The organism is Caballeronia sordidicola, assembly GCF_002220365.1.
GTDB lineage: Bacteria > Pseudomonadota > Gammaproteobacteria > Burkholderiales > Burkholderiaceae > Caballeronia > Caballeronia sordidicola_C.
Map to the genome: position 1 here is coordinate 55,668 of NZ_MTHB01000290.1, position 26,080 is coordinate 81,747.

Here is a 26,080-nt window from a genome sequence, read left to right on the forward strand (position 1 = left end):
AGTTGAGCGGGTGCCTTTGCGTTCCAGGCGGCCTTGTGTCGGATCATTGTACAAAGGCTCGCGGGATCGTGCGCTCGATTCAGGGTCGGCCGAATGGCCTGTTTCCCGAACTTCGCCCACCTGCAACGGTCTTTGAACAGATGGAATCAGGCGGTTTTCGTGCGGTGCGTGCGACACTTCACGATTGCTGTCTTACACATGACATCGCAGCAAAAATCAACAAGACAATGAGGTCGGCCATGACGTTGGGACGGTTGTACGGGCAATGGAAGGGTGCGGCGCGTGTGTTGCTCATTGCGGGTTTCACGTTGCTCGGAGGGTGTACGACCTACGTTCAGACGCAGGTGGCGGCGTTCTCCGACTGGTCCGGGACTGACGCCACGCGAACCTATGCGTTCGCGCGCTCGGCGTCGCAGCAAAACAGCATTGAGCAGAAAACGTACGAAGTGCTCGCGGCGAACGAGCTTGCGACCCATTCGTTCAAGCGGGTTCCCGACGCCAGCGCACGGTATCTCGTGGAATTGTCGTACTCCATTCGTGGCGACATGGTCACTGTGCGCCAGCCTGTCTATTACGATCCATGGCCCATGTACGGCGGCTGGTACGGCCGGCCGTACGGATGGGGCGGATACGGTGGATACGGTGGGTGGGGAGGTTGGGATATGGGACCGGCGGGTTATGTCGACCAAAGCTACCCGATCTTCGTCCACTCGCTACAGATCCGCATGACCGAGCGTGAAAGCGGACGCGAAGTGTACAAAGTGACGGCGAGCAATTCAGGCGGCGAGTCGTCGCTTGTCCGGGCGATGCCTTATCTGATCCGCAGCGCGCTTGCGGATTTTCCGCTGGGCAACGGCACCGTGCGCACGGTGAAAATCCCGCTCGATAAGACGGGCGGTGTCAGCAATGACGCGCCGGTTGCGGTAGGGGCGGCCGAGAAGGCGACCGCCCCAGCGCCCGTTCCAGGACCGGTGCCCGTTCAGTAGCCGTCAAGCCGGCGCAGTTTAGGTCCGGTTTGAGAAAAATTTACCGCTACGGAGGCTGACCGAATGATTCAATCGCGGCCTTCGTTGCATCCCACGAAACACTCAAATTCCGGTTAAAAACCCGCTTTCCTACAGGCATATGGCGGAGTGACCTTGTATGCAATTAAATTCGAAACGAGATATATTTCGAGGATGAACAAACCCCGCAACGCTAAACACCATGCGCTTCCTGAGCCCGCAACCTGGGATGCGCGGCTCGCTCGGCGCCTCGTTACACCGCTCATCGGCACCCCGATTACTCCGAATCACCTGACCACTCTGCGCTTGCTGATTGGCATTGCCGGCGCCTATTACCTGTCGGTCGGCAGTTTCTGGTCATGCAGTCTCGGCGCCTTGCTGGTCGCGCTCTCTAATTTCGTCGACCATACAGACGGAGAGCTTGCGCGGATTAGCGGGCAATCGAGCAAGATCGGTCATCTTTACGATCTTGCGTGCGATTCGGTGGTGACCGTGCTGCTGTTCGTGGGCCTCGGGTTTTATGTGAGCGTGCATCATCCGGCCATGATTGTGCCGGCTGAATGGCTTGGCGGGATTGCGGGCGTCGCCGTCGCGCTGATCTTCTTCCTGCGCATGCGGATCGAATCGATGGCTGGCAAGAGCGGCACGAAGCAGGCCTCCATGGCGGGTTTCGAGACCGAAGACGTCTTGTATTTGCTGCCGGTGGTGACGCTGCTCAACGGCATGACGCCGTTCCTGGTGGCGGCTTCTATTGGCGCGCCGTTGTTTGCCGTCTGGGTGGTCGTGGATTACAAGCGCGCAGTGCGGCGTTTTGCCCGGGCCACGGCGGGCAACAAAGATACTGATGGTCAAGATCAAGATTTGCAGGCTGTTCAATGAATTCATCTGTCGATTCCCTCTCCACGCGTGCGTTTGGCGGCCAGTCCGCTGAGCGCAAGAACCTTCATGCTCTCGACGAAACCCTGGCCGCGCATCTTCAGCGCCTGTCTCCCGAGCACCAGACCGCGAATTTGCACGAAACGTTCGATAGTCAGGGCGCGTTCCTCTATCTGGATGGCTTTCTGCCGCGCGAGTTCACCGAGAAGCTGGTCGCTGCTGTCCATGCCGTCACGCCCGCGATCAACCGCAACTATTTGCCGGGACACAAGCAGGGCGGCAGCGTCAGCCGTCACGCGATCGACGAACTCGCGCCGTTCATCGCCGAGTTGTACCGGTCGCCAGCGCTGATTGGCTGGCTGGAGAAAATCAGCGGCGACACGCTGCAGGAATCGCCCGCCGACGATCCGCACGCGTACGCGCTGTATTTCTATACGAAGGCGGGTGACCATATCGGCTGGCACTACGACACCTCTTACTACGAAGGCCGCCGTTATACGCTTCTGCTCGGCGTGATGGACGATTCGTCGTGCCGTCTCGACTACGAGCTGCACACTCGCACGCCGGAGATTCCCGACCAACCGGGTTCGGTGCAGATTCCGCCGGGCGGCCTGGTTTTCTTCGATGGCGACAAGCTGCGTCATCGCATCACGCCGGCTCGCGCGAACGAATTCCGCGTGTCGCTGACATTCGAGTACGTCACGAATCCGAACATGCGGCCGTGGCAGCGCTTTATCTCGAACATGAAGGACTCGATCGCGTACTTCGGCTTCGGGCAGGTTTTCCGCCGCAAAGGCGGGAAGAACGGCGAAGCATGAGCCGCGCCGGAACGGTCCTCCTGTCGCTCGGCGTGGTGTTGTTCATCGCGCTGCTTGGCTGGCAGGGCTTCGGTTCCGTCGCGGCCGCGCTCGCGGCTGCAGGCTGGGGCCTGCTCGCGGTGGCGGCGTTCCATCTGCTGCCTGTCGTGATCGACGCGCTGGCTATCGAAACGCTCTTTCCCCGCAATGAACGCGATGTGAGCTTGCGCGACGCGCTGTTCGCGCGCTGGACCGGTGAGTCGGTGAATAGCCTGATGCCGGCCGGACAGATCGGCGGTCCGATGTTGATGGTGCGTTATCTCTCGCAGCGCGGCATGCGGGCGCGCGACGCCGCGGCAGTCATCACCGTCAGCACGACCATGCAATCCGTCGGACAAATGATCTTCGCAATGATCGGTCTCGCGCTGCTGAGTAGCTACGCGTCGGGCGTGGGCATGCTCCTGCCGGTGCTGGTCGTGATCGTGGTGTGCTCGCTGATGGTCATTGGGTTTTTCTTCGCACAGCGCAAGGGTTTGTTCGCCCGCGCGACGCGGTTTGCTTCGCAATTTGCAGCGCGTTTTTCGAAGAAACGCGACTGGTCGTCGCTGGTGTCGCGCGCGGAAGCGGTGGACACCGCCGTGCTCGAACTCTACAAAAAGCCTGGCCCGGTGGCGGCGAGTTTTGCGTTGAGTTTGCTAGGCTGGTTCGTGGGTACTGGCGAAGTGTGGCTTGCGTTGCATTTGCTGGGCTCGCCGGTCGGCTGGGCTGAAGCGCTCATGCTGGAAAGTCTCGGCCAGGCCATTCGGGGCGCGGCGTTCTTCATTCCCGGTTCGCTAGGCGTGCAGGAGGGCGGCTACTTGCTGCTCGCGCGTCTTATCGGCTTGCCGCCGGAGGCCGCGCTCGCGCTATCGTTAGCGAAGCGTGCGCGGGAATTACTGCTCGGCCTGCCGGGTATCGTTTATCTGCATTTCGCTGAAAAGGGCTGGCAGCGCCGTCGTCTCGCGCGCGTGCCGGAAATCGAATAAAGCATCACCGATAGGATCAACATGCGCGCAATTATTCTTGCCGCCGGGATGGGTTTGCGCCTGGTTCAGCCGGAAGGGCAGCAAAAGCCGAAGTGCCTGCTGCGTTTCGGCGAGTCGTCGCTGCTCGAGCGCCATCTGCAACTGCTGAAGACAGTGGGCGTTGACGAAATCGTCTTTGTGCTCGGCTTCAAGCATGAACAAGTGGAAGCGGAACTCGCCGCGATCGACTGGAAACCGCATACGGAAGTGGTCGTGAACCGCGAGTTTTCGCTCGGCAGCGTGCTGTCCGTGCACACGGCGGCCGAAGCGCTGACCCGTGGCGGTGACGTGCTGCTGATGGACGCCGACGTGCTCTACGACGAACGCATTCTCGAGCCGCTGGTGGCGGGTGCGGGACCGGTGAATCGCTTGTTGATCGACCGTGATTTCGAAGCCGGCGATGAACCCGTGAAACTGTGCGTTGCGAATGGCGTGCCGGTGGAATTGCGCAAGCAAGTGTTGGCGGACCTGCAGTTCGACGTGATCGGCGAGTCGGTGGGATTTTTCCGCTTCGACGAAACGGCGGCGCGGCGTCTGGCCGAACTCGTCGCGGGGTATGTCGCGACGGGCCGTGCCAACTTGCCGCACGAGGAAGCCGTACGCGATCTGCTGCTGGAACGTAGCCAGGTATTCGACGTGGCCGATGTAACCGGCGCGCCTTGGATAGAAATCGATTTTCAGAACGACGTTAAACGCGCGGCCGACGAAGTCATGCCGCAACTGCGTCAGCTTGCAGGAGCCCTACGATGAACGCACCGTATCAACTACCCGCTGCCTATGCCCGCAGCCTTCGCCTGCGCGAGATGCTGCAGAGCAATCAGCTCGAATTCCTGATGGAAGCGCATAACGGCCTGTCCGCGCGCATTGTGAAGGAAGCCGGTTTCAAGGCGATCTGGGGATCGGGACTTACGATCTCCGCGCAGTTCGGCGTGCGTGATAACAACGAAGCGAGCTGGACCCAGGTGGTCGACACGCTCGAGTTCATGGCGGACGCGAGCGACCTGCCTATCCTGCTGGACGGCGACACCGGCTACGGCAACTTCAACAACGTCCGCCGGCTGGTGAAGAAGCTGGAGCAGCGCGGCATTGCCGGCGTGTGTATCGAAGACAAGCAGTTTCCGAAGACCAATAGTTTCCTTAACGGCGAGCGTCAGCCGCTCGCCGAGATGGACGAATTCTGCGGCAAGATCAAGGCTGGCAAGGACTCGCAAAGCGATCCAAATTTCTCCATCGTTGCGCGCGTGGAAGCGTTGATCGCGGGCTGGGGCATGGAAGAGGCGTTGAAGCGTGCGGAGGCTTACCGCCAGGCCGGCGCGGACGCCATCCTGATTCACAGCAAGCTGTCCAAGCCCGACGAAATCCTCACGTTCGCACGCGAATGGGCCGGCCGCGGTCCGCTCGTGATCGTGCCGACCAAGTACTACAGCACGCCGACCGATGTGTTCCGTCAAGCCGGCATCAGCACGGTGATCTGGGCGAACCATTTGCTGCGCGGCGCCGCGTCGACCATGCAGGCGATCGCGAAGGAAATCCACAGCAGCGAGACGCTCGTGAACGTGGAAGACCGAGTGGCGACGGTGAACGAAATCTTCCGTCTCCAGGACGCCGAGGAATATTCAACCGCTGAAAGCGTGTATCTGTCGTCGGCAAGTGCTTCGCGCAATGCCGTCGTGCTGGCGGCAAGCCGGGGCGCGGGGCTGGAAGCCGTTACCGCCGATAAACCCAAGGTCATGCTGCCGATCGCGGGCAAGCCGCTGCTGCGCCGTCTGGTTGAAGCGTTCAAGAAGGAAGGCATCAACGACATTACGGTGGTCGGCGGTTATCGCGCTGATGCCATCGATACATCGGGGATCCGGCTGGTCGTGAACGAGAAACATGAGCAGACGGGCGAACTGGCGTCGCTGGCATGCGCCGCGAAATCGTTCACCGCGGACACCGTGATCTCCTACGGCGATCTCTTGTTCCGCAGCTACATTCTTCGCGATCTGGTGGAGTCGGACAGCGACTTCTGCGTGGTCGTGGATTCGTCGCAGACGCCGGCGACCGGGGTGTCATCGACGGATTTTGCGTATTGCTCCACCGCGGACGACCGCGCGTTGTTCGGGCAAAAGGTCTGGCTCGAAAGCGTGACGAGCTCGGCAGGTCCGGCGGGTTCTGCAATTGCGAAGACGCCGCAAGGCCGCTGGATGGGTCTGCTCAACGTGCGCGGCGCAGGCCGGGAACGCCTGGTCGCCATGCTCGAAAAGCTGCAGCAACGCGATGACTTCGACAAGCTCGACATGGCCGCGCTGCTCAACGCGCTGGTGGCTGCGGACGAAAAGATCGAAGTGCAGTATGTGCACGGTCACTGGCGCGGCGTGAACGACCTGGACGAGTTGCGTCAGGCCGGCGATTTCGCCCACGGACAAGCACCGTACGGATCGAACGGCTCGGGCTCCTCGGAGGCCGGCGCGTGATCGAAGCTGCACAATTCGTCGAAGCCGCGCGCGAGCGGGGTTTCGACTGGTACGCGGGCGTTCCGTGCTCGTATCTGACGCCGTTTATCAATTACGTGCTGCAGGATGAGTCGCTGAATTACGTGTCGGCGGCCAATGAGGGCGACGCCGTTGCGTTGATCGCGGGCGTGGCGCTTGGCGCGTCGGGCGTGCACAAGGCGCGCCGTGGCATTTCGATGATGCAGAACTCCGGGCTCGGCAACGCGGTGAGCCCGCTGACTTCGCTCACGTGGACGTTCAGGCTGCCGCAATTGTTGATCGTCACGTGGCGCGGTCAACCGGGTGTCGCCGATGAACCGCAGCACGCGCTGATGGGACCCGTCACGCCGGCCATGCTCGACACTATGGAGATCCCGTGGGAGGTGTTCCCCACGGAAGCCGATGCGATCGGACCCGCGCTCGATCGCGCGACCGCTCATATGGACAGCACGGGTCGCCCGTATGCGCTGGTGATGCAGAAGGGAAGTGTCGCGCCGTACAAGTTGAACAAGAAAGGCTTGAGCGGTGTACGTCAGCGCGCGTTGAACGAGCGCGCGAAGGTTGAGTCGTTCGAAGACACGGGCGAACGCGTGTCAGGTGTGTCACGTCACGACGCGTTGCAGCGAGTGATCGCGCACACGCCGAAAGAGTCGACGGTCGTCTTGGCATCTACAGGATTTTGCGGTCGGGAGCTCTACGCTATCGATGACCGCGAGAACCAGGTGTACCTGGTTGGATCAATGGGATGCGTGACACCTATGGCGCTCGGCCTGGCGTTGTCGCGGCCTGACCTGAACGTGGTGGCGCTCGACGGCGACGGCGCCGCGCTGATGCGCATGGGCGTGTTCGCGACCCTCGGCGCTTATGGGCCGGCCAACCTCACGCACCTGCTGCTGGACAACGGTGCGCATGAGTCGACCGGCGGTCAGGCGACGGTGTCCCAAGGCGTAGAGTTCGCGCGGATCGCTTCAGCGTGCGGGTACGCACTGGCGCTGGACGGCGGTGAGCTCTCGATCATCGACCGGCTGTTCGACGCGAAGGAAGTCGATGGCGTGCGTTTTGCGCGGCTGTCGATCAACACCGGCACGCCGAGCGACCTGCCGCGCCCGTCGATCACGCCGGAAGATGTGCGTCGCCGGTTGCAAACCCATATCGGACGCTAGAAGGGCCACCGTTGCCCCACCCGGGTCCCGTAGCGGTGGTTCAGCCAAAGGCCGCGCGTTAAGCGTGGCTGGGCGTGGTGGGCGTGGCTGGGCGTGGTTAATCGCGGTTGCAGAAGATCGCGGTGATAAAAGGCGCGACGTGATGAATAACAGCATCGCTGCCGGCCGCGCGGACCTTTTCCTTGACGGAGCCTTCCTCGCCGATCACGACGGCGCCATACGCCGAGTCGGCGATCGGGTTACCGCTGCCCTGCTTGAAAATCGCGTCATTCTTCTGATACCCAACTACCGCGAATACGCCGAAATCGAACGCCGTGAGGTGGCTGCCGTGCGTGGGCTTAAACGCGTTGATCGAATTGGATTCCACGCGCATCGGCGTGGTTTCTATCGTGTGGTTTTCCTGAAGTGGCGCGATGAACGCGTGCGCGGTCGATTTGCAGTCGAGCTGGGCGTCGAGCGCATACGCTGAAGCCTGCATGGACGCTGCCGCAATGAGGATGGATAAGCCGATGCGGACGGCTTGAACGAATGGCTTCATGAACGGTGAGTACGCGCTCGGGCGCTGCGAAAGCCTAGACTTTAGCCGGAAGCCGGAAAGTGTGCTTAAGCAAGTGCTTGGAGCCCGTCTGGCGGGGCTCTGCGGGGAGGATCCCAACCGGTTCGCACTGAAATTCTGGCCGGTAATCCTCAGCGGAATTACGGTGAGCTGTGCGAACGGGTTTGAGGAGTGGTTGAACCGCTCCGTCGATAAGGATAATTAAGCGAAATCAAGGCGTGCAAGCCGGCGTCAGTGACGAAGGCGGCGAGCACGCTGGATTTGCTCGACGCGTTGAAATTATCAAGGCGGCGTTAGGCGCACGAGCGGCACGACCGCGCACTCAGGCTCACGTGTCGCCGACGAACCCGGACAGCGAACCGCAACCCCTCAAGCCGCTGCCAACTCAGGCACCACCGCGCGCCGCGTCTCTCTCCGATGCACGCATTTCCCCGCCGCATACGTCTCGAACACGGCGCGGTCGTCGCCGAGCATAGCAAACGCGAACAGCAGTTCTTCCAGCGATTCCGCCCGCGTCGTCCGGCGCGCGAGCAGGGGCGTACCGGCGGGATCCAGCACGACGAAATCCGCCTCGCTGCCGGGCGCAAGCGTCCCGACGCGGTCCGCCATGTCGAGCACTTGAGCCGCGCCCGTGGTCGCGAGCCAGAACATGCGCGCGGCCGTCAGGTGATGGCCCGTCAGGCGCGCGATCTTGTGCGCTTCGCCCATGGTTTGCAGCATCGAAAACGTCGTGCCGCCGCCTACGTCGGTGGCGAGCGCCACCGGCATCTTCGCGGCCCCGGCCTTTTCCATATCGAACAAACCGCTGCCGAGGAACAGGTTCGACGTCGGGCAATGAGACGCCACCGCGCCGGTTTCGGCCATGCGCTGGCGGTCGGTATCGTCGAGATAGATGCAATGGCCGTAGACCGCACGCTGACGCAGCAAGTCATAGTGATCGTAGATATCCAGATAGCTCCGATGCCCCGGGAACAGGCTTTCGACCCACTTGATCTCGTCGGTGTTTTCTGCGACGTGGCTCTGGATGTACACGTCCTGGTGCTTGCGCGCGAGCACCGCACAGGCTTCGAGTTGCGCCTCCGTCGAGGTGGGCGCAAAACGTGGCGTCAGCGCGTATTCCTGCCGGCCGCGACCATGCCAACGCGCGATCAGCTCGGCGCTGTCGTCATAGCCCGATTGCGCCGTGTCACGCAGATATTCTGGACAATTGCGATCCATCAGCACCTTGCCCGCGATCATGCGCAGATTGCGCGACTCGCTTTCGCTAAAGAACGCGTCGGCGGATTGCTTGTGGACCGTGCAGTACACAAGCGCCGTCGTTGTGCCGCAAGCCAGCAGTTCATCGATGAAAAACGCCGCCGTCTCGCGCGCGTACGCCGGGTCTTCGAACTTGCGTTCGGTCGGAAACGTGTACGTGTTCAACCATGGCAACAGACCCGGCGCAGGCGAGGCGATCATGTCGGTCTGCGGATAGTGAATGTGCGAGTCGATGAAACCCGGCACGATCAATTTGTCCCGCAGGTCTTTCACAACTGCATCGGGCGCGATAGCGTCGCGCAACGCCGAATACGCGCCCGCCGCCACCACGCGGCCATCTTCCACCAGCAACAGGCCGTCGGTTTCATGCACGGCGTTGTCATCGGAAAAAGCGGGGTCGTCGCGGAAAGTGAGTAGCTGCGCGCGGTAAGCGGTCTGAGTCATGGTGAAACGTCTCCAGTAAAGCGGGTCAACGCCCTTATAGCTGTGTCAATAACAGCAACGACAGCGCGGCGACAATCCACATCGCCGGCTTGATTTCATTTCTGCGGCCGGTGAACGACTTGATCACGACAAACGCGAGGAACCCGTAAGCGATGCCATCGGTGATCGAATATGTCAGCGGGATGAGGATCATTGCAAGGAAGGCGGGAATGGCTTCGTCGAAACGGCTCCATTCAATCTTCGTGATCGATTCCATCATGAACACGCCGACGAGCACCAGCGCGGGCGCGGTTGCAATGGCGGGCACCAGCGAGAGCAGCGGCGAGAGGAACAGGAAGGGCAGGAAACACAAGCCGGCCACGACCGCGACAAGTCCCGTGCGGCCGCCCGCAGAAATCCCCGCCGCCGATTCTATGTACGCGTTCGCCGGGCTCGTGCCAAGCGGCGCGGAGACCAGGGCGGCGAATGAATCGACCATCATCGACTGACGGATGTTGCGCGGGTTGCCGTCTTTATCGTAGAGCTTGCCGGCTTCCGAGATCGCCATGAACGTGGACAGCGCGTCGAAGAAAGACGTGAACAGCATCACGAATATAAACGGCCAGTAGATCACCTTCAGCGAGCCGAGCAAGTCCAGTTGGCCTACCGCCGAGAAGTCCGGTGCGGAGAACAAACCGTTCCAGTTCACCAACGTTTTCGTGGCAATGGCTGCGGGCCAGTAAGCGGTGCCGTCGCCCCAGAAGCGGCCGATGGGAATCGCAATCACGGTCGTGAAAATGATGCCGATCATCAACGCGCCGGTTATCTTTCGTGCAACCAAGATGGTGGTCACGGCGAGGCCGATCAGGAACGTGATCACCACCGGATTCAGCGATGCCGAATGCACGATCGTCACCGGATCGCTGATAACGAATTTCGCGTTGACCAATCCGATCAGGCTGATAAACAGTCCGATGCCACAGGACACTGCGTGACGCAGGTTTGCCGGAATAGCATCGACAACCAGCTTGCGCGCGTTGAACGCGGCGAGCACCGCGAAGATCACGCCGGCCCAGAACACGCAGCCGAGCGCGGTCTGCCACGACATCTTGCCGCTGTGAACCATCACGAACGCGAACAGCGCGTTCATGCCCATGCCGGGCGCGACGAGCACCGGGTTGCGCGCGTAGAGGCCCATCGCGCAACTGCCGAGGAAACTGACAATGACAGTCGCCGTCAGCGCGGCAGGGAAGGGGACACCGGCCTGCGACAGGATCCCCGGATTGACGACGATGATGTACATCGCCGTGAGGAAGGTCGTGATGCCCGCAACAATCTCGGTCCTCGTGCGCGATCCCGCCGCTCGAATGCCGAAGAAACGCTCGAGCGTAGTTGTGTCGTTGGTAATCGTAGCCATGACGTTCTCGCTCAAGCCGCCCCGTGCCCGTTGTGCCCGCCGTGCCAATAGGCATCGAGTTTGGCTACCATCGCGAGGCGTTCGGCGTCCGTCACGAACGATGCTTCCAGGCTGTTCTTCAGCAGCGTGTAACACTCGGCGTCATTGAGTTTCAATGCATCAAGAATCGCGAAGTAGTTGGCGTTCACGTAGCCGCCGAAATAGGCGGGGTCGTCGGAGTTGATCATCACGGCCACGCCCTGATCCAGCAGCGCCTTGAGCGTGTGTTTCGCCATGTCGTCGAACACGCGCAGCTTCAGGTTCGACAGCGGGCAGACGGTCAGTGCAATACGGGAATCGGCGAGACGGGCGACCAGCGCCGGATCTTCCATGCTGCGCACGCCATGATCCACGCGGTCCACTTTCAACAGATCGAGCGCTTCGAAAACGTAGGCCGGAGGTCCTTCCTCGCCAGCGTGCGCCACGAGCTTCAACCCCTTTTCACGCGCCTTCGCGAACACGCGTTCGAACTTCGAAGGCGGATGGCCGCGCTCCGACGAATCCAGCCCGACGCCAATTAGCCGATGTTTGTAATGATCGAACAAGGGCAACGCTTCGTCGAAGGTCTTCAGCGCATCTTCTTCCGGCAAATGGCGCAGGAAACACAGGATCAGCTTGCTCGTCAAACCGCGCCGCTCACCTTCAGCCAGCGCGCTTTCAATACCCGCGACCGCCGTTGCGATGGATACGCCGCGTTCGGTGTGGGTCTGCGGATCGAAGAAAATTTCGGTGTGCGTGACATGATCGGCGAGGGCACGTTCGACATACGCCAAGGTCATGTCGTGGAAATCGCGCTCGTGCAGCAGCACGCTCGCGCCCGCGTAGTAGATGTCGAGAAACGATTGCAGGTCGGTGAACGCGTAGGCCGCGCGCAATGCGTCGATGGAGTCGTACGCGAGCGTCACGCCGTTGCGTTTCGCGAGTTCGAAGATCAGCTCGGGTTCGAGCGAACCTTCAATGTGAATGTGGAGTTCGGCCTTGGGCGCGCGGGCGATCTTGTCAGCGAGAGTGGGATTCATGCTTGTTTTGTGCTTTAAAGGGTCTGGATCACGCGGTTTGCGGATGCTGCGCGGAATTGTAGCTGTGCGCGGCGCGTTCCTCGACCCTCTGCAGCAACTGAGCTGCCACCGAAACTGCAATCATTTCCGGCGCTTTATCGTCAATGCCGGGTACGCCGATGGGGCACGTCATGCGCCCGATCCGTACAGGATCTATGCCCCGCGACGCCAACCGGCGTTCGAACTGCACCTTCTTCGTATGCGAGCCGATCATGCCGAAGTAGGCGAAATCGCCGCGCCGGAGAATGCGCTCGGCGAGCGCGAGATCGAGCGCGTGGTTGTGCGTCATCACCAAAAAGTAACTATTGGCCGGCGCTTCGTCCACGGCGGCGTCCGGGGTCCCGCTGGCGTCCATCGTGACGTTTGGGGGCAGCCGGTCCATGGGCGGGAAGGTTTCATCGCGCTCGTCGACCCACACCACGCGGCACGGCAGATTCGCGAGCACCCTGACCAGCGCCGCGCCCACGTGGCCGGCACCGAACAGCACGACTGGAAACTCGCGTAGCGCGATGGTTTCGGTCAGCAATGCGCCGCTGTCGTCGAAACCCGCGCCGTCCCAGAGCAGGCAATCGGGGCCGGCTACTCCCGGTTCTGGATCGGAGATCATCACGCCGTCCGGAATCGGGCCGAAGCCGACGCTGCGCACGGTGGATTGCCCCTGCGCCATGCGTTTGTTCAACGACGTGACCCAGCCGAGATCGCCTATGTCGAGCCGCTCGAACGCCAGCACGACCGCGCCGCCGCAGCATTGACCGAGGCTTGGGCCCAGTGCGAAGCGCTCGAGCCGCCGCATATGCGGACTGCGCGCGCCATCTTTCAGCACTTGCCGCGCGGTTTCAATCGCCTTCCATTCCAGATGGCCGCCGCCGATCGTGTGGCGTGCATCGTCGCGTGTGACGATCATCTTCGTGCCCGGTTCGCGCGGCGCCGAGCCTTCCACGCGCGCGACCGTCACCAGCACGACGGCGTCGCCGTGTGCGAGCAGGTGTTGCAGATCGTGTAGCCAGGCTTGCATCGAGTAGGTTCCGGGTTGGTTAGTTGACCTGCGCGGGCTGGGCGACGTCCGGAGTCGTCGCGGCGAGCGTTTTCAATGCCTGTGCGTCCAGGGCATTCAGGATCGATTCGGGCGTGGCCGGGGCGCGCAGTACGGGCGCGTCGGTTGAATTGGGCGCGACCGACGCCACCGCTGCGCGGATTGCAAGCAACACCGAGAAACCGAGCAGCAACGGCGGTTCGCCCACGGCTTTCGACCGGAACACGGTCGGCTCGACGTTCTGGTTATCGTAGAGCGCGACGTTCATTTCGGCCGGGATGTCGCTCACAGATGGAATCTTGTAGGTGGACGGCGCATGCGTCATCAGGCGGCCGTCACGATTCCACCAGAGTTCTTCCGTCGTGAGCCAGCCCATGCCCTGGACAAAACCGCCTTCCACCTGGCCGATGTCGAGCGCTGGATTGATCGACTGTCCCGCGTCGTGGAGGATGTCCGCGCGCAACAGGCGCCATTCGCCGGTGAGCGTGTCCACGACCACTTCCGAGATCGCCGCGCCATACGCGAAGTAGTAGAAGGGCTGGCCGGTCAGCGTTTTCGAATCCCAGTTGACCTTGGGGGTGGCGTAAAAACCATCCGACCACAACTGCACGCGCGAGAGATAGGCTGCCCCGACCAGTTGATCAAAAGGCATCTGGCCGCCGTTCGACTCGACCACGCCATCGTGAAAACGCACGTCTTCCGCGCGTCCGCCGAGCTGCTTCGCGGCAAGTTCTGCAAGGCGTCCTCGAATGGTAAGCGCGGCGGCTTCGGCCGCCTTGCCGTTCAAGTCGCTGCCGGTGGACGCGGCGGTGGCGGAAGTATTCGCGATCTTCGAGGTGTCGGTAGCGGTCACGCGCACGCGCGACAACGCCACACCCAGCGCATTCGCCACGACCTGCGCGACCTTGGTGTTCAGGCCCTGGCCCATCTCGGTGCCGCCATGATTCACGAGCGCGGAGCCGTCTTTGTAGACATGCACGAGCGCGCCCGCCTGGTTCAGGAATGGCACGTTGAACGAAATGCCGAACTTGACCGGCGTGAACGCGATGCCCCGTTTGAGCACGGGACTCGTTGCATTGAACGCGGCAATTGCGTTGCGCCGCTGCACATATGCACTCGACGCCACCAGCTCGTCGGTCAGCGGCACGATGATGTTGTCTTCCACGGTCTGGCCGTAGGGCGTCACGTTGCGCTCGGTGATGCCGTAGTAATTGACGCGACGGATATCGACGGGATCGCGCTTCAGCCGGTGCGCGATTTCGTCCATCATCACTTCCATCACCAGCGCGCCTTGCGGACCGCCGAAGCCGCGAAACGCCGTGTTCGACTGCGTGTTGGTGCGGCAGCAGAGCGCGGTGATATCGACGTCCTGCAGGTAATACGCGTTGTCGAAGTGACAGACGGCGCGTGTGGCCACCGCACCCGACAAATCCGCCGAATAACCCGCGCGCAACGCGATTTCCACACGCGCGCCTTGCAAGCGGCCGTCGTCATCGAAACCGGCTTCGTAGGTGTAGATGGCGTCGTGGCGTTTGCCGGTGATCATGAAGTCGTCGTCACGATCCGCGCGCAATTTCACCGGCCGATGCAGCAGGTGCGCAGCCAGCGACGCGATGCATGCGAAAACGCCCGACTGCGATTCCTTGCCGCCGAACCCGCCGCCCATCCGGCGGCATTCGCAGATCACGTTATGCGTTGGCCAATCGAGCATATGCGCGACCAGATGCTGCATTTCACTTGGATGCTGCGTGGAACTGTAGACGAGCAAGCCATCCAGTTCCCTCGGAATGGCATACGCAATCTGCCCTTCGAGATAGAACTGTTCCTGTCCGCCAACCTCGAATTCACCTTGCAGCCTATGCGCCGCCGCGGCGATTTTCCCGTCCGGATCGCCGCGTTTCAGATGCAGCGGCGGCAGTACGAACTGCTGTCTCGCGCGGGCTTCGCGCGGCGTCAGGATGGCTTCGCGCGGTTCGTACCGGATCACTTCTTCGCTTTTGGCCAGCGCCGCCGCACGGAGCGCGAGATCGTGCGTTTGCGCGATGACCACGAACACCGGTTGTCCCAGATACAGCACTTCATCTTTCGCGAGAATCGGGTCGTCATGGAGAACGGGGCCGCAATTGTTCTCACCGGGGATGTCGTCGGCGGTGAACACGGCGATCACGCCAGGCGCGGCCAAAACCAGGTCGAGATTGATCGAGACGATGCGCGCATGCGCATGCCGCGACAGACCGAGCGCCGCGTGCAGCGTGCCACGCAGTTCGCCGATGTCATCAACGTAAGTCGCTTCGCCGCTCACATGCAGACTCGCCGATTCGTGCGGCAAGCCGACGCCGATCGTGGCGCGCTCCGGCGTTTTCTCGCCGCCGTGCAGCGCGAGTGCGTCTGCGGCGGCATGGTCGATGTGGTGTGGATCGGTACGCTTGTTCATCGCGTGGTCCTTGGAGCTTGGTGTGGCGTTATGCCGTTCATGGCAAGTCGAACGCGAACGCGTTGACGTCGCGCAGTGCGAGCGGCGAATCCTCACGAGTCTCGAGGAAGAAACGCCACAGCACGTTGCGCGCCACCTTGCTGCGGTATGCGCTCGACGCACGCATGTCGGTGAGTGGCTGGAAGTCAACGTCCAGCGCGCGCATGGCGGCTTGCACGTTGGCTTCGTTCCACTCCTCGTTCACCAGTACGGCTTCCGCATTCGATGCCCGTTTGGGCGTGGCAGCCATGCCGCCAAACGCGAAACGCGCGGCGCTCACGCGGGTGCCGTCGAGTGTCACGGCGAACGCGGCGCACACCGCCGAGATGTCCTGGTCGTAGCGCTTGGATATCTTGTAAGTCCGGAAGCGCAGTTTCGCCGATGGCAACGGCACGCGAACCCCCGCGACGAATTCGCCAGTTTCCAACGCGGATTTTTGATAGCCGAGATAGAAGGCCTCGAGCGGCATCGTGCGGACCTTGGCGGCTTTTTGCAGCACGATTTGCGCATTGAGGGCAATCAGTGCCGGCATGGAATCGCCGATGGGTGAACCGTTCGCTACGTTACCGCCGAGCGTGCCGGCGTTCCGGATAGGCCGAGATGCAAAGCGCGTCCACAGTTCCGCCAGTTCCGGATAAACGGCCGAGAGCGCACCGTATGACTCTTCCAGTGAGGCGGCAGCTCCTATGCTCAGCCATTGCCCGTCGCGGGTGATCGACTTGAGTTCGTTCACATTGCCGATATACAGGACGTCCCCGAGATTGCGGAACTGCTTGGTGACCCACAGGCCCACGTCGGTGCTGCCGGCCAGGATGCGCGCGTCCGGATGGTCGGCGCGCAAGCGGGCGAATTCGGTGAGCGAGACGGGCGCGAAGAACGTTGGGTGACCGAATGCAGCGCCGCGCGCGTCGGGCCCTGAGTATTCAAGGGTTTCCTTGCGCTGAATGGTTTCGAGCTGGCGTTTGAGCGTGTCGCGATCAAGCGGCGCGCGAGGGTACTCGAACATTTTCTGCGACGCATCCACGATCGGACGATAGCCCGTGCAGCGGCAGAGATTGCCAGAGAGGGCGGCGTTGATTTCGTCACGGGTGGGCAGGCCGGCGTCGGCCGGCTGATTCTGATAAAGGGCCCACATCGACATCACGAACCCGGGCGTGCAGAAGCCGCATTGGGAGCCGTGGCAATCGACCATGGCTTGCTGGACCGGATGCAGCGTGCCGTCCTTGGCGCGCAGGTCTTCCACAGTAAAGAGCGCCCGGCCATCAAGCGTAGGCATGAACTGGATGCAGGCGTTGACGGCCTTGAGGACGGGCTGGCCTTGTGCATCGAGTTCGCCGATCACCACCGTGCAGGCACCGCAATCGCCTTCCGCGCATCCCTCTTTGGTACCGGTGCATTGGTCGTGCTCGCGCAAATGCTGGAGCACCGTACGGGAGGCCGATACGTCGTGCACTTCGCGCAGCGCGTTGCGATGGAAGAACCGGATGGTTTGCGTTGTCATAAACAAGTCCAGGACATTGCGGATCGGGCGCGCGTTACGCGAAAATCGGCATCAGGATTCAAAAGAAACCAGACCGAAAGCGCGCACGTGGATCGCCATCCAAAGATAACGATATCACCGCAATATCTCAAAAAGATTCCGGCGAACGTATCAAGACTATGCGAAGAGACGGATGAGGGTCGGCGGAGAAAGCGCCGCAAACCGGTGCGCAGGGATATTGAGGCGGAGGGACTGCGATGCAACGAGAGCGCGAGGACACGGCTCTGGCCGGGGGTGTCCAAGGCCGCCGGATCGGCCAACGGCGATGGACGTTCGTGCGCGGTGGCGCTGCAGGAAAGCGTGGCTAGGCAACGGTGTTCTTTGGCAAGTCGAAGGCTCGCCTCGCACCGAGGCTCCAGCTTTTGCGGAACGCGAGAGCGGTTCAGCCAAGATCTAAGGTCAGAACCGCCTGCCATCCCCATTCAACCAGCGCGCAACCTGCGCTTACCCCACAAACTGCCGGCAACGGCCAGGAAGATCACCGCAAACGCGATAAGACCCCATTGCGGAAGCGAGAGTCCGAAAATGGGCGGATAGGGCGTCTCGCAAAGCCCGGCGACCTTGAAGACCTGAGGTAGCCACTGCGCGGGCGGAAGAGAATCCACGACAGGCTGGAGGGCATCGAACCCGCAGCTGAACCCCGGATGCGCCTGTACATAAACGTGCCGTCCGGCCGCGACCACGCCCCCGAGAGCGGACAGCGCAACCAGCGTTTCGAGCAATGCGATCCCGCGCCATCCCCGGAACGAAGCGCCGAGCAAGGCAAAGACTGCGATCAGCACGAAAAAGTAGCGTTGAATGATGCACAGCGGGCAGGGATCTTCACCTTTGACGAACTGAAGATAGAGCGCTCCGCCAACGAGCCCCAGAGAGATCACAGCGAGCAAGACCAGCAATCGTCGTTCGCGGCGAATCCCGCGGTCGTCGTGGTGCATGGTGAAATGATTCAAGGAGTTGTTCATATTTTCCGAATTGTTCGAGAAAAAAACACCTGAAAGAGCACATCCGGCGACGGAATTCTATCGCGATCGTGATCGCCTGGCGCTTTCAGGCGCGGCATGAGCGGCTCAGCGCGTGGTTTCGAGTACGGCTTCGACGGCACGACCGATGGAGAGCAGCGCATCGTCGCCGAACGGCGCTCCGGCCAGCATGAGGCCGACCGGCGCCTCGCCCCGCGGATGGCACGGCAGCGACAATGCGCAACTATCGAGGAAATTGAAAACGGAGGGGTTGCGCAGGATCAGCGCGTTGGTCCGCCCAAACGCTTCGTCGTCGTGTTCGAGGTCAGCCACACGCGGCGGTACGACCGGGACGCTCGGGCACACAATGGCGTCGAAGCGCTGCCACAGTGCGCGCGCCTGCTCGATCATCGCGGCGCGCGCCTGCAACAAGTCGATGTAATCAGCCGCGCTGGCGGGCTGCCCTTTCAGGATCCGCACGCGGACGCGCGGATCGTATTCATCGGCGTGTGCCTGCAATAGCGGCCGATGCCATGCGTAAGCCTCAACTGACGCGAAGCTGAATCGATTGATCTCGGCGAGCCGCTCGAGCGGCGCGAAACGCACGTCTTCCACCAGCGCACCGGCTGCCGACAGATGCCCGATTGCCGCGGAGTAGGCACTGGCGACCGTTTCGTCGACACCGTCCATGACGTAGTTCGTCAGCACGCCAAGACGCACGCCGTCCAGTGGACGGGTCGCTGGCACGCCGGAGTCCCGGCCGGACAGGATGCGGTCTACAAGCGCGCAGCACGCCACCGACAACCCGATCGGCCCGAACGAGTCGAGCGTGGTGGAAAGCGGCACGCCGCCTTGCGTAGGCACGCGGGCAGCGGTCGGCTTGAAGCCGGTGAGTCCGCAGAGCGCGGCCGGGATGCGAATGGAGCCACCGGTGTCGGTGCCGAGTGCAATGGCCGCCATGCCGTCGGCCACCGACGCTGCAGCGCCTGATGACGAACCCCCGGCAATCCGCTCGTCTCCCGCCACATCGCTTCGATACGGCGAGTGCGGCGTTCCGAAGTGCGGGTTGAGCCCGAGCCCGGAGAACGCGAATTCGCTCATGTTGGTGCGCCCGACGATCACGCCACCTGCTCGCCGCAGCCTGGCTACGGCGATAGCGTCGGCCTTGGCTGGCAGCGCGTCGGCCAGTACCCGCGAGCCGGCGCGCGTCACCTGGCCTTCGATATCGAAGAGATCCTTGATCGACACAGGAACGCCCGCGAGTGGCGAGAGGACGGTGCCCGCACGGCGCAATGCGTCGTGGGCGTCGGCGGCGGCGCGGGCGCGCTCTGCGTCAACGTGGAGGAAGGAAACCGCTCCCTGCCCCGAAGGGTCTGCAATGCGCTCGAGTGCCTGCTCCACCAGCTCGCGGCTGGTAGTTCTACCGTCACGAAGCGCGGCGGCAAGTTGTGCAAGAGGCGCGAACTGAGGTGAAGTGATGGGCATGATGTCGAGAGAAACCGGTGGCTTGACGGGCTGCAAAACGGGCAAGGACAGACGTGTTGCACAGGGCGCGAATGCCGCGCGGCGAGTGATCCGTTCGCGCCGTGGCATTGCGCATTGCTGTGCCGAGGGCCGCAATGAAACGCCTGAAGTAACTTGCCCAAAAGTGGCTGTCATTCTAAGCCAGCCCAGTAATAAATACTCGACGCGGCGCGCGTGGCGCTTGATAAACCGGGCTCCTCGGCCATTCGGCTGATAGCGCCGTGACTGCTTCCTGCCTAAGCTTGGCCTGTCCCTGCAGACGGTCTTTCGCGGCGGAAAACAACAGTCGCAAGTAAACCCAAGCGTTTGGGTTTACTTGCGCGCAGCTAACGGATAAAGTGACTACATGCCAACGATTTTCCGCATCGGCGCTGCCCGCGTCGTGATTTATTTAAACGACCATCAACCCGCTCACGTGCATGTCCTTGATGGCAAGCAACACGCCATCTTCAACCTGCACTGTCCGGCTGGACCGCCGACCTTGCAAAAGAATCACGGCTTTTCGCACGTTGATGCAAATACCTTCGCTCGCCGGATGCATAACGTAGTCGGCTCGCTGTGCACTGAATGGAAAACACTTCATGACTGCTTTTGTTGATATCACCGAACACCAGATGCGCGAAGCCGAAGAGCGAATGAGCGAGCACATTGCTGAACATCCTGTTGCCGTGTCCGTCTCGTTTAATCCGGCGGACGGCAGGGTGGCGATCGAACTGTCAAATGGCGCGTTGTTCGCGATTCCCGCGCGGATTATCCAGGGTTTGGAGAACGCTGCGGACAGCGACCTGGAAACGATCGAAATCACCGCCTCCGGCACGGGTCTGTATTTCCCCACCGTCGACGCTGACATTCTCGTGGCGCCGTTACTTGCCGGTGTGCTGGGATCGCGATCGTTCATGGCCAGGCGACTGGGCAAGCAGGGAGGGGCCAGCCGCAGCGAATCCAAAGCGGCTGCGGCCCGCGCGAACGGAGCACGTGGCGGGCGGCCCCGCAAGGTCACGGTTGAAAACGAGGAGCATGAGGGTGGGGCCGCGATCGCGAAGAAGTAGCCTGGGGTTAATTAACCCACTACGAACGCAACGTCGAATGCAAGCTCGTGCGTAAAGGCTAAAGCGAACGTACGCGGCGCCACGATGCATTCAAGGCACGCGGTCCACCTCGGTGGGAATGTCTCGGGAGCGTTCGGCAGGTGCAATGAGCGTCTTTCCCTTTGCGCCACGCCGCCATTTTCTCGTCACCCATGCACCGAAATCATCAAGGACCGTATAAGCCACGGGCACGACCACCAGCGTCAACAACGACGAGGTGATCACGCCGCCAATGACCGTCTGGCCGAGCGGTCCCCGTTGCTCACCGCCTTCGCCCAAGCCAAGCGCGAGCGGCAGCATGCCGAAGATCATCGCGAGCGTGGTCATCAGGATTGGACGCAGCCTGACGCGTGCTGCTTCCAGCAAGGCGTCGGTGCGGGTCATCGGGTGGCCTTTGCCCTTCGCGTCGAGCAGGGTGCCGCGCCGCGCCTGATTCGCGAAGTCGACGAGCAGGATCGCGTTCTTCGTGACAAGGCCCATCAGCATGATGAAGCCGATGATCGAGAACATGTTGAGCGTGCTGCCGAACAGCAGCAATGCGAGCAGCACGCCCACGAGCGTCAACGGTAAGGACGTCATGATCGCGAGCGGTTGCAGGAAGCTGCCGAACTGTGACGCGAGGATCATGTAGATGAAGATCACGGCGAGCGCCAGCGCCTAGACTGAATAGATGAACGACTCGTTCATGCTTTTTGTTGAGCCGCCGAAACGGTATCGGTAGCCTGCGGGAAGGCGCATCTCGTCGAGGGTCTTCTTCACATCGGCGGCGACTTCGCCCGGCGAGCGTCCCATGACGTTCGCCGAAATCTCGACCTCCCGCGACAAATCCCGCCGGCCGATCACATCCGGCCCGGTCGTCTCGGTGATCGCGGCGACCTGTCGCAAGGGCACGAGTACCGGCGCGCCGTTGGCGTCGGTGCGGCTGGTGGCAATCATCAGCTTTGACAGGTCATCCACGTTGCGGCGTTGCGCCGAGGGCAAACGCACGCTCACGTCGTAATCCTGATCGTCGGGCGCGCGCCATGTGCTGATGGCGGCGCCGGACAGCAGCGGGCGCAGCGCCTGACCGATTTCGGCTACGCCCACGCCCAGGTCCGACGCGAGTTCGCGACGAACGTCGATGGCCACAATGGGTTTGTCGTCCTTCAGGCTCGCGTCCAGGTCGACGAGGCCGGGAATCTTTTGCAAGCGCCGTTGTGCTTCGGCGGACAGACGCCGCAGTTCGTCCAGGTTGTCGCCTTGCAGGTTGAACTGCACGGCCTGGCTGGAGCCGGCGCCGTCGGGCATGCCGATCTCGGTCACCACGACCCCGGCAATGTTCTGCAGGCGCGTGCGAAAGACCTGGTTCAATTCCAGTACGCCGCGGGTCCGCGCGCGCCGCTCTTTCAGGCGCACAGTGATCAACGCGTTGTTCTTGCCCTGCGCGTTGCCGGAGTTGATCGTGGCGTAGCTGTATCGAACCTCGGGGTATTGCGCGAGTGCTGCTTCGACCTGCCGGACTTTGTCGGCGGTCGCTTCCAGCGACGTTCCCACGGGTGTGTTCAAGCCAATCTGCGTAGTGGAGAAATCGGCATTCGGTACGAACTCGGTGCCGATCAGCGGCACGAGGAACAGGCTGCCGAAAAAGGTCGCGGCTGCGACCGACAGCGTGGTGATGCGGTGCTTGAGCGACCAGCCGAGCTGCCGCTGATAGAACCGCGCGAGCCGTTCCACGCCGCGCTCGAAGAACGCGAGCAAACGCGCGAGATGGCGCGTGCCGCGAACATGCAGCGCGGGATCGGGCCAGATCGACGAGAGCATGGGGTCGAGCGTGAACGAGACGAACATCGAGATCAGCACGGCGGCGGCGACCGTCACGCCGAACTGGTGAAAGAAGCGGCCGATGATGCCGCTCATGAACCCCACCGGCAGGAACACGGCCACTATCGAAAACGTTGTGGCGAGCACGGCCAGGGCAATTTCCTTCGTGCCGTCGAGTGCGGCCGTGCGGTGATCCGCGCCAAGCTGAACATGCCGGACGATGTTTTCGCGTACCACGATCGCGTCGTCGATCAGCAAGCCCACGCACAGGGACAACGCCATCAGCGTGATGACGTTGATCGTGAAGCCGGCGGCGAACATGAACGCAAACGTGCCGATCAACGCGATCGGCAGCGTGAGCCCGGTGATCACGGTGCTGCGCCACGAGCCGAGGAACAGGAACACGATTGCGATGGTCAGCAGCGCGCCCTCGATCAACGTGCCCTTGACTTCGTTCACGCTGTTTTCGATATCGAGCGACGAGTCGTCGGTGATATCGAGCTTGACGCCCGGCGGCAGCGTTTTTTGCAGCGCTTGCACTTCGGCACGGATGCCATGCGCCACGTCGACCGTGTTCTCGCCCTGCGCCTTCACTACCGATAAAACAGCGCGCGATTACCGTTGATCAGCGCCACCTTGTCGCGGACGTCCTGCGCGGCCTGCATGACGTTGATCGAGAGATCAAACTGGACGATCACAACGGACAACGCGTTGTAGGAGTGCGATGAAATTTCGTCGATGCCGCTGATCGTGTTGACGGATTCCTCGATCTTGCGGGTGACGTCGGATTCCAGTGAATTCGATGACGGACTCGTCCGCGGAGGACGGTGTCGTTGCCGGGGCACTCGCGCTTGCGCGTTTTCTGAGCGTGTGAGTGATGCTGAGCGCCAGCACGATGATGACGATTGCCGCTAGAAAGAGGTTCCGTTTTCTCGATGAATGCATTGCTTGTCAGTGGAGCGTGAAGCACGCCGCACGATAGCGCATTTACGGCCGGCGGGCGTCAAGGTTGCCGAAGGTAGCGTGGGCAACTGACCGCGGATATCGATCAAATTGTTTGTGAAAACCGCGGCTTGGCGGTTCCGGCGAGATTGCCAGCGAGGTTCCCCGCGAGATATCGATCGAAGATCATGGCCACGTTACGCACGAGCAGTCGTCCGGCAGGGAGCACATCAATCCCGTCGTGGTTCACCTTGACGAGCCCATCGGCCTCAAGCGATCTCAAGCGCTCCAGCTCACTGGCAAAAGCAGTTTTAAACCGGATCCCATAAGCCGCTTCGAACGCATCAAAACGCAGTGAAGACTGACACATGATTTCGGTGATGATGTCGCGTCGCAGCCGATCATCGGTGTTTAGCTGCACGCCTCGCGCAATAGCGAGCTCGCCGCGATCGATCGCAGCGGCGTAACCTGCCATGTCCTTGGCGTTCTGCGCGTAGACATCGCCGACCTTGCCAATGGCAGAAACCCCCAAACCAATCAAATCACAATCCGCCCGGGTGCTGTAACCCTGAAAATTTCGATGCAGCGTACCCGCTCGCTGTGCAACGGCGAGTTCATCGTGCGGCAGGGCGAAATGATCCATCCCGATGTACACGTAACCTGCCTCAGTCAGTTTCTCGATAACCCGTTCGAGAATCGCCAGACGCACGGCCGGCGTGGGCAATGCGGCTTCATCCATCTGCCGCTGCATCTTGAAAACAGCCGGCATATGCGCATAGCCGAACACGGAGAGCCGGTCGGGAGCGAGCGTGATAATCGTGTCGAGCGTACGGCTGAAGCTCTCTACGTTCTGATGCGGCAAGCCATAGATCAGGTCGACGCTGACCGACTTGAAACCCTCGGCCCGTGCCGCCGACATGACCGTCCGCGTGGTTTCGAGTGGCTGAACGCGATTGATCGCTTGCTGCACGCGCAGATCAAAGTCCTGCACGCCGAAGCTCAGCCGGTTGAAACCCAGGTCGCGTAATACGCCGATTGTTTCCGCCGATGCCTCGCGCGGATCGACTTCGATCGAATACTCGGCCTGTGCGTCGGGCAACAAGCGAAACGACTCAGCGGTCGCGGCCATCAATTCGGCCATTTCATCGTGGGATAAAAACGTGGGCGTGCCACCGCCCCAATGCAGTTGCGAGACCGGCCGGGTGGTATCGAAACATGCCGCTTGCAACACCAGTTCACGTTTCAGCCGATCAAGATACGGACGCGCATGCGCACGATTTTTTGTAGCGATCTTGTTGCAGCCGCAATAGAAGCAGACGGTGTCGCAGAATGGAATATGGAAGTACAGCGAAAGATCGGCCGATGCCGCTCCCGGGTCCGCCGCAGCCCGATGGTAATGGGCGGGATCGAAGGTGTCGGTGAATTGAACGGCGGTGGGATACGACGTGTAGCGCGGACCGGCAGCGTCGTATTTTGTGAGCAGGTCGGGGCGGAAGAGGGACATTGCGTACAGACTCGGTCGGACAGGCTTGAGGAGGGTGCTTCGAGTCTAGCCGACCCGTTCCCCTGAATCTTGCGTGATAACGCCGCACCGAACGCCGTAGCCGCGCGGTGGCACAATGCCGGGTTGCCCCATTTGCCCAAACAGTACGAACCGATGTCTGCCGCCCTCCGTCCGAACCCCGCCCACGCGTGCCGCGAAAGCTGCGGTGCATGCTGTATCGCGCCGTCGATTTCGAGCGCGATTCCCGGCATGCCCGACGGCAAGCCGGCCGGTGTGCGCTGCGTCCAGCTTGGGGCGGATCTGCGCTGTGCGATATTCGGCGATGCCCGCAGGCCGGCCTGCTGCTCGGGCTTGCAGCCATCGGAGTCCATGTGCGGCGGCACGCGTGCCTACGCGCTGGCCTGGCTCACGCAACTCGAAATCGATACGCAACCTGAGCGCGCCTAGCCGGTCGAATGCTCTTTGTCCAAGTTCAAGTCACTGGAGAATTTCGCATGACTCAAGCCGTTGCGCCGAAGCGGCGCCGGTTCCTGCTTGCAGCCCTTGGCGGCGCGAGCGCGGTGGCGCTGGGAACCCAGGGATGCGCCGCATCGATATTTCCGTTCATCCCCGACCACTACACGTTTAGCCAGGCGCAGGTCCAGGACGCGGTGCAGCGCAAATTTCCGTTCCAACGCACGGCCTCGCAGATTTTCGATGTCACGTTGGCTAACCCGGTAGTTGGCCTTGCGCCCGATCGCAACCGGATAACCGTGCGTCTGGACGCGCGGCTTGCCACGCCCTTCATGCCGAATCCAGTCACCGGCGTGTTTACTCTTTCCAGTCAACTGGCTTACGACGCACCTAGCCATTCGGTCATCCTGATGTCGCCGACTGTCGATAACGCCCAGGTCTCCGGCGACGCTGCGCAATACAGCCAGCAGATCAATGCAGTCGGCGCGGTCATGGCGACTCAGTTCCTGGACCGTTACCCCATCTACACATTCAAGCCTGAACAATTACAGTTTGCCGGTGTTAATTACGAACCCGGTACAATCACCGTCCTTACAAACGGCATACGCGTGCAGATCGTCGAGAAGTAGTCTTTCC

Annotated in this window: 21 protein-coding genes and 1 pseudogene; 11 read left to right on the forward strand and 11 right to left on the reverse strand. The window is 61.8% G+C overall.

All coding sequences use genetic code 11. From position 1 onward, the window contains the following. Positions 1-239 precede the first annotated feature (239 nt). The 7 genes from BSU04_RS42640 (at position 240) to aepY (ending at position 7,378) form a co-directional block, all read left to right on the forward strand. Positions 240-986, forward strand: a complete 747-nt coding sequence (locus tag BSU04_RS42640) for a DUF4136 domain-containing protein (protein WP_089166240.1) — start codon at positions 240-242, stop codon at positions 984-986. A 192-nt stretch (positions 987-1,178) separates the two neighbouring features. Continuing rightward, positions 1,179-1,883, forward strand: coding sequence for a CDP-alcohol phosphatidyltransferase family protein (locus tag BSU04_RS42645; RefSeq protein ID WP_089166197.1), 705 nt, complete (start codon positions 1,179-1,181; stop codon positions 1,881-1,883). Continuing rightward, complete coding sequence (locus BSU04_RS42650; RefSeq protein WP_256983898.1) at positions 1,880-2,698, forward strand: HalD/BesD family halogenase; 819 nt, start codon at positions 1,880-1,882, stop codon at positions 2,696-2,698. Before BSU04_RS42645 ends, BSU04_RS42650 begins: the two co-directional genes overlap by 4 nt. Continuing rightward, a complete protein-coding gene (locus tag BSU04_RS42655; protein WP_089166198.1) occupies positions 2,695-3,702 on the forward strand; it encodes a flippase-like domain-containing protein in 1,008 nt (335 codons plus the stop codon). Before BSU04_RS42650 ends, BSU04_RS42655 begins: the two co-directional genes overlap by 4 nt. A 21-nt stretch (positions 3,703-3,723) precedes the next feature. Then, positions 3,724-4,491 (forward strand): phosphocholine cytidylyltransferase family protein, encoded by a 768-nt coding sequence (locus tag BSU04_RS42660; RefSeq protein WP_089166199.1) that lies wholly within the window; start codon positions 3,724-3,726, stop codon positions 4,489-4,491. Beyond that, positions 4,488-6,197: a phosphoenolpyruvate mutase gene (aepX, locus tag BSU04_RS42665; RefSeq protein WP_089166200.1), complete on the forward strand. Its 1,710-nt coding sequence runs from the start codon at positions 4,488-4,490 to the stop codon at positions 6,195-6,197. Before BSU04_RS42660 ends, aepX begins: the two co-directional genes overlap by 4 nt. Then, positions 6,194-7,378 (forward strand): phosphonopyruvate decarboxylase, encoded by a 1,185-nt coding sequence (gene aepY, locus BSU04_RS42670; RefSeq protein ID WP_089166201.1) that lies wholly within the window; start codon positions 6,194-6,196, stop codon positions 7,376-7,378. The genes aepX and aepY overlap by 4 nt, the downstream gene beginning before the upstream one ends. A gap of 97 nt (positions 7,379-7,475) precedes the next feature. Here the strand turns inward: aepY and BSU04_RS42675 are convergent, their stop codons facing one another. From BSU04_RS42675 to BSU04_RS42720, 9 genes are all read right to left on the reverse strand, one after another. Further along, on the reverse strand, positions 7,476-7,916 hold the full coding sequence (locus BSU04_RS42675; RefSeq protein ID WP_089166202.1) for a hypothetical protein: 441 nt from the start codon (positions 7,914-7,916) through the stop codon (positions 7,476-7,478). Between the two features lie 387 nt (positions 7,917-8,303). After that, entirely contained in the window at positions 8,304-9,635 is a 1,332-nt protein-coding gene (gene guaD, locus BSU04_RS42685; protein ID WP_089166204.1) for a guanine deaminase, read from the reverse strand. Between the two features lie 34 nt (positions 9,636-9,669). Then, positions 9,670-11,031, reverse strand: coding sequence for an NCS2 family permease (locus BSU04_RS42690; protein ID WP_089166205.1), 1,362 nt, complete (start codon positions 11,029-11,031; stop codon positions 9,670-9,672). Between the two features lie 11 nt (positions 11,032-11,042). Beyond that, entirely contained in the window at positions 11,043-12,089 is a 1,047-nt protein-coding gene (locus tag BSU04_RS42695) for an adenosine deaminase (RefSeq protein ID WP_089166206.1), read from the reverse strand. A 28-nt stretch (positions 12,090-12,117) separates the two neighbouring features. Then, positions 12,118-13,143, reverse strand: coding sequence for a xanthine dehydrogenase accessory protein XdhC (gene xdhC / locus BSU04_RS42700; RefSeq protein ID WP_089166207.1), 1,026 nt, complete (start codon positions 13,141-13,143; stop codon positions 12,118-12,120). Between the two features lie 19 nt (positions 13,144-13,162). Then, positions 13,163-15,595 (reverse strand): xanthine dehydrogenase molybdopterin binding subunit, encoded by a 2,433-nt coding sequence (xdhB, locus tag BSU04_RS42705; RefSeq protein ID WP_089166208.1) that lies wholly within the window; start codon positions 15,593-15,595, stop codon positions 13,163-13,165. Between the two features lie 37 nt (positions 15,596-15,632). Beyond that, complete coding sequence (xdhA, locus tag BSU04_RS42710; RefSeq protein WP_089166209.1) at positions 15,633-17,135, reverse strand: xanthine dehydrogenase small subunit; 1,503 nt, start codon at positions 17,133-17,135, stop codon at positions 15,633-15,635. Between the two features lie 461 nt (positions 17,136-17,596). Continuing rightward, positions 17,597-18,109 carry a disulfide bond formation protein B gene (locus BSU04_RS42715; protein WP_089166242.1) on the reverse strand — a complete coding sequence of 171 codons (513 nt, stop codon included), beginning with the start codon at positions 18,107-18,109 and terminating at the stop codon, positions 17,597-17,599. Between the two features lie 132 nt (positions 18,110-18,241). Continuing rightward, positions 18,242-19,618 (reverse strand): amidase, encoded by a 1,377-nt coding sequence (locus BSU04_RS42720; RefSeq protein ID WP_089166243.1) that lies wholly within the window; start codon positions 19,616-19,618, stop codon positions 18,242-18,244. A gap of 385 nt (positions 19,619-20,003) precedes the next feature. Between BSU04_RS42720 and BSU04_RS49080 the strand changes: the two genes are divergently transcribed. Further along, on the forward strand, positions 20,004-20,255 hold the full coding sequence (locus tag BSU04_RS49080; protein ID WP_089166210.1) for a DUF4160 domain-containing protein: 252 nt from the start codon (positions 20,004-20,006) through the stop codon (positions 20,253-20,255). Continuing rightward, positions 20,239-20,706, forward strand: coding sequence for a DUF2442 domain-containing protein (locus tag BSU04_RS42730; protein WP_218827422.1), 468 nt, complete (start codon positions 20,239-20,241; stop codon positions 20,704-20,706). Before BSU04_RS49080 ends, BSU04_RS42730 begins: the two co-directional genes overlap by 17 nt. Positions 20,707-20,796: 90 nt before the next feature. Here BSU04_RS42730 and BSU04_RS42735 read toward each other — a convergent pair. Together BSU04_RS42735 and hemN are read right to left on the reverse strand one after the other, a co-directional pair. Next, positions 20,797-23,342, reverse strand: a pseudogene (locus tag BSU04_RS42735) (efflux RND transporter permease subunit); the annotation flags it as partial. A gap of 251 nt (positions 23,343-23,593) precedes the next feature. Further along, the gene (gene hemN, locus BSU04_RS42740) at positions 23,594-24,991 is read right to left on the reverse strand and encodes an oxygen-independent coproporphyrinogen III oxidase (RefSeq protein WP_089166211.1); all 1,398 of its coding nucleotides are present in this window, start codon (positions 24,989-24,991) and stop codon (positions 23,594-23,596) included. 153 nt (positions 24,992-25,144) lie between these two features. On the opposite strand from hemN, the gene BSU04_RS42745 reads away from it, so the two are divergent. Both BSU04_RS42745 and BSU04_RS42750 read left to right on the forward strand, forming a co-directional pair. Beyond that, positions 25,145-25,438, forward strand: coding sequence for a YkgJ family cysteine cluster protein (locus BSU04_RS42745; protein ID WP_089166245.1), 294 nt, complete (start codon positions 25,145-25,147; stop codon positions 25,436-25,438). A gap of 47 nt (positions 25,439-25,485) precedes the next feature. Further along, positions 25,486-26,073: a DUF1439 domain-containing protein gene (locus tag BSU04_RS42750; protein ID WP_089166212.1), complete on the forward strand. Its 588-nt coding sequence runs from the start codon at positions 25,486-25,488 to the stop codon at positions 26,071-26,073. Positions 26,074-26,080: the final 7 nt, after the last annotated feature.

Excerpts from the sequence above, each read along its gene's own strand:
- BSU04_RS42750 (WP_089166212.1), top strand. The coding sequence starts at position 25,486 with ATGACTCAAGCCGTTGCGCCGAAGCGGCGCCGGTTCCTGCTTGCAGCC.
- BSU04_RS42715 (WP_089166242.1), bottom strand. The coding sequence starts at position 18,109 with ATGCACCACGACGACCGCGGGATTCGCCGCGAACGACGATTGCTGGTC.
- BSU04_RS42655 (WP_089166198.1), top strand. The coding sequence starts at position 2,695 with ATGAGCCGCGCCGGAACGGTCCTCCTGTCGCTCGGCGTGGTGTTGTTC.
- BSU04_RS42695 (WP_089166206.1), bottom strand. The coding sequence starts at position 12,089 with ATGAATCCCACTCTCGCTGACAAGATCGCCCGCGCGCCCAAGGCCGAA.
- BSU04_RS42640 (WP_089166240.1), top strand. The coding sequence starts at position 240 with ATGACGTTGGGACGGTTGTACGGGCAATGGAAGGGTGCGGCGCGTGTG.
- BSU04_RS42690 (WP_089166205.1), bottom strand. The coding sequence starts at position 11,031 with ATGGCTACGATTACCAACGACACAACTACGCTCGAGCGTTTCTTCGGC.
- BSU04_RS42645 (WP_089166197.1), top strand. The coding sequence starts at position 1,179 with ATGAACAAACCCCGCAACGCTAAACACCATGCGCTTCCTGAGCCCGCA.
- xdhB (WP_089166208.1), bottom strand. The coding sequence starts at position 15,595 with ATGAACAAGCGTACCGATCCACACCACATCGACCATGCCGCCGCAGAC.
- hemN (WP_089166211.1), bottom strand. The coding sequence starts at position 24,991 with ATGTCCCTCTTCCGCCCCGACCTGCTCACAAAATACGACGCTGCCGGT.
- BSU04_RS42650 (WP_256983898.1), top strand. The coding sequence starts at position 1,880 with ATGAATTCATCTGTCGATTCCCTCTCCACGCGTGCGTTTGGCGGCCAG.
- xdhA (WP_089166209.1), bottom strand. The coding sequence starts at position 17,135 with ATGACAACGCAAACCATCCGGTTCTTCCATCGCAACGCGCTGCGCGAA.
- BSU04_RS42745 (WP_089166245.1), top strand. The coding sequence starts at position 25,145 with ATGTCTGCCGCCCTCCGTCCGAACCCCGCCCACGCGTGCCGCGAAAGC.
- aepX (WP_089166200.1), top strand. The coding sequence starts at position 4,488 with ATGAACGCACCGTATCAACTACCCGCTGCCTATGCCCGCAGCCTTCGC.
- BSU04_RS42675 (WP_089166202.1), bottom strand. The coding sequence starts at position 7,916 with ATGAAGCCATTCGTTCAAGCCGTCCGCATCGGCTTATCCATCCTCATT.
- xdhC (WP_089166207.1), bottom strand. The coding sequence starts at position 13,143 with ATGCAAGCCTGGCTACACGATCTGCAACACCTGCTCGCACACGGCGAC.
- guaD (WP_089166204.1), bottom strand. The coding sequence starts at position 9,635 with ATGACTCAGACCGCTTACCGCGCGCAGCTACTCACTTTCCGCGACGAC.
- BSU04_RS42660 (WP_089166199.1), top strand. The coding sequence starts at position 3,724 with ATGCGCGCAATTATTCTTGCCGCCGGGATGGGTTTGCGCCTGGTTCAG.
- BSU04_RS49080 (WP_089166210.1), top strand. The coding sequence starts at position 20,004 with ATGCCAACGATTTTCCGCATCGGCGCTGCCCGCGTCGTGATTTATTTA.
- BSU04_RS42730 (WP_218827422.1), top strand. The coding sequence starts at position 20,239 with ATGACTGCTTTTGTTGATATCACCGAACACCAGATGCGCGAAGCCGAA.
- BSU04_RS42720 (WP_089166243.1), bottom strand. The coding sequence starts at position 19,618 with ATGCCCATCACTTCACCTCAGTTCGCGCCTCTTGCACAACTTGCCGCC.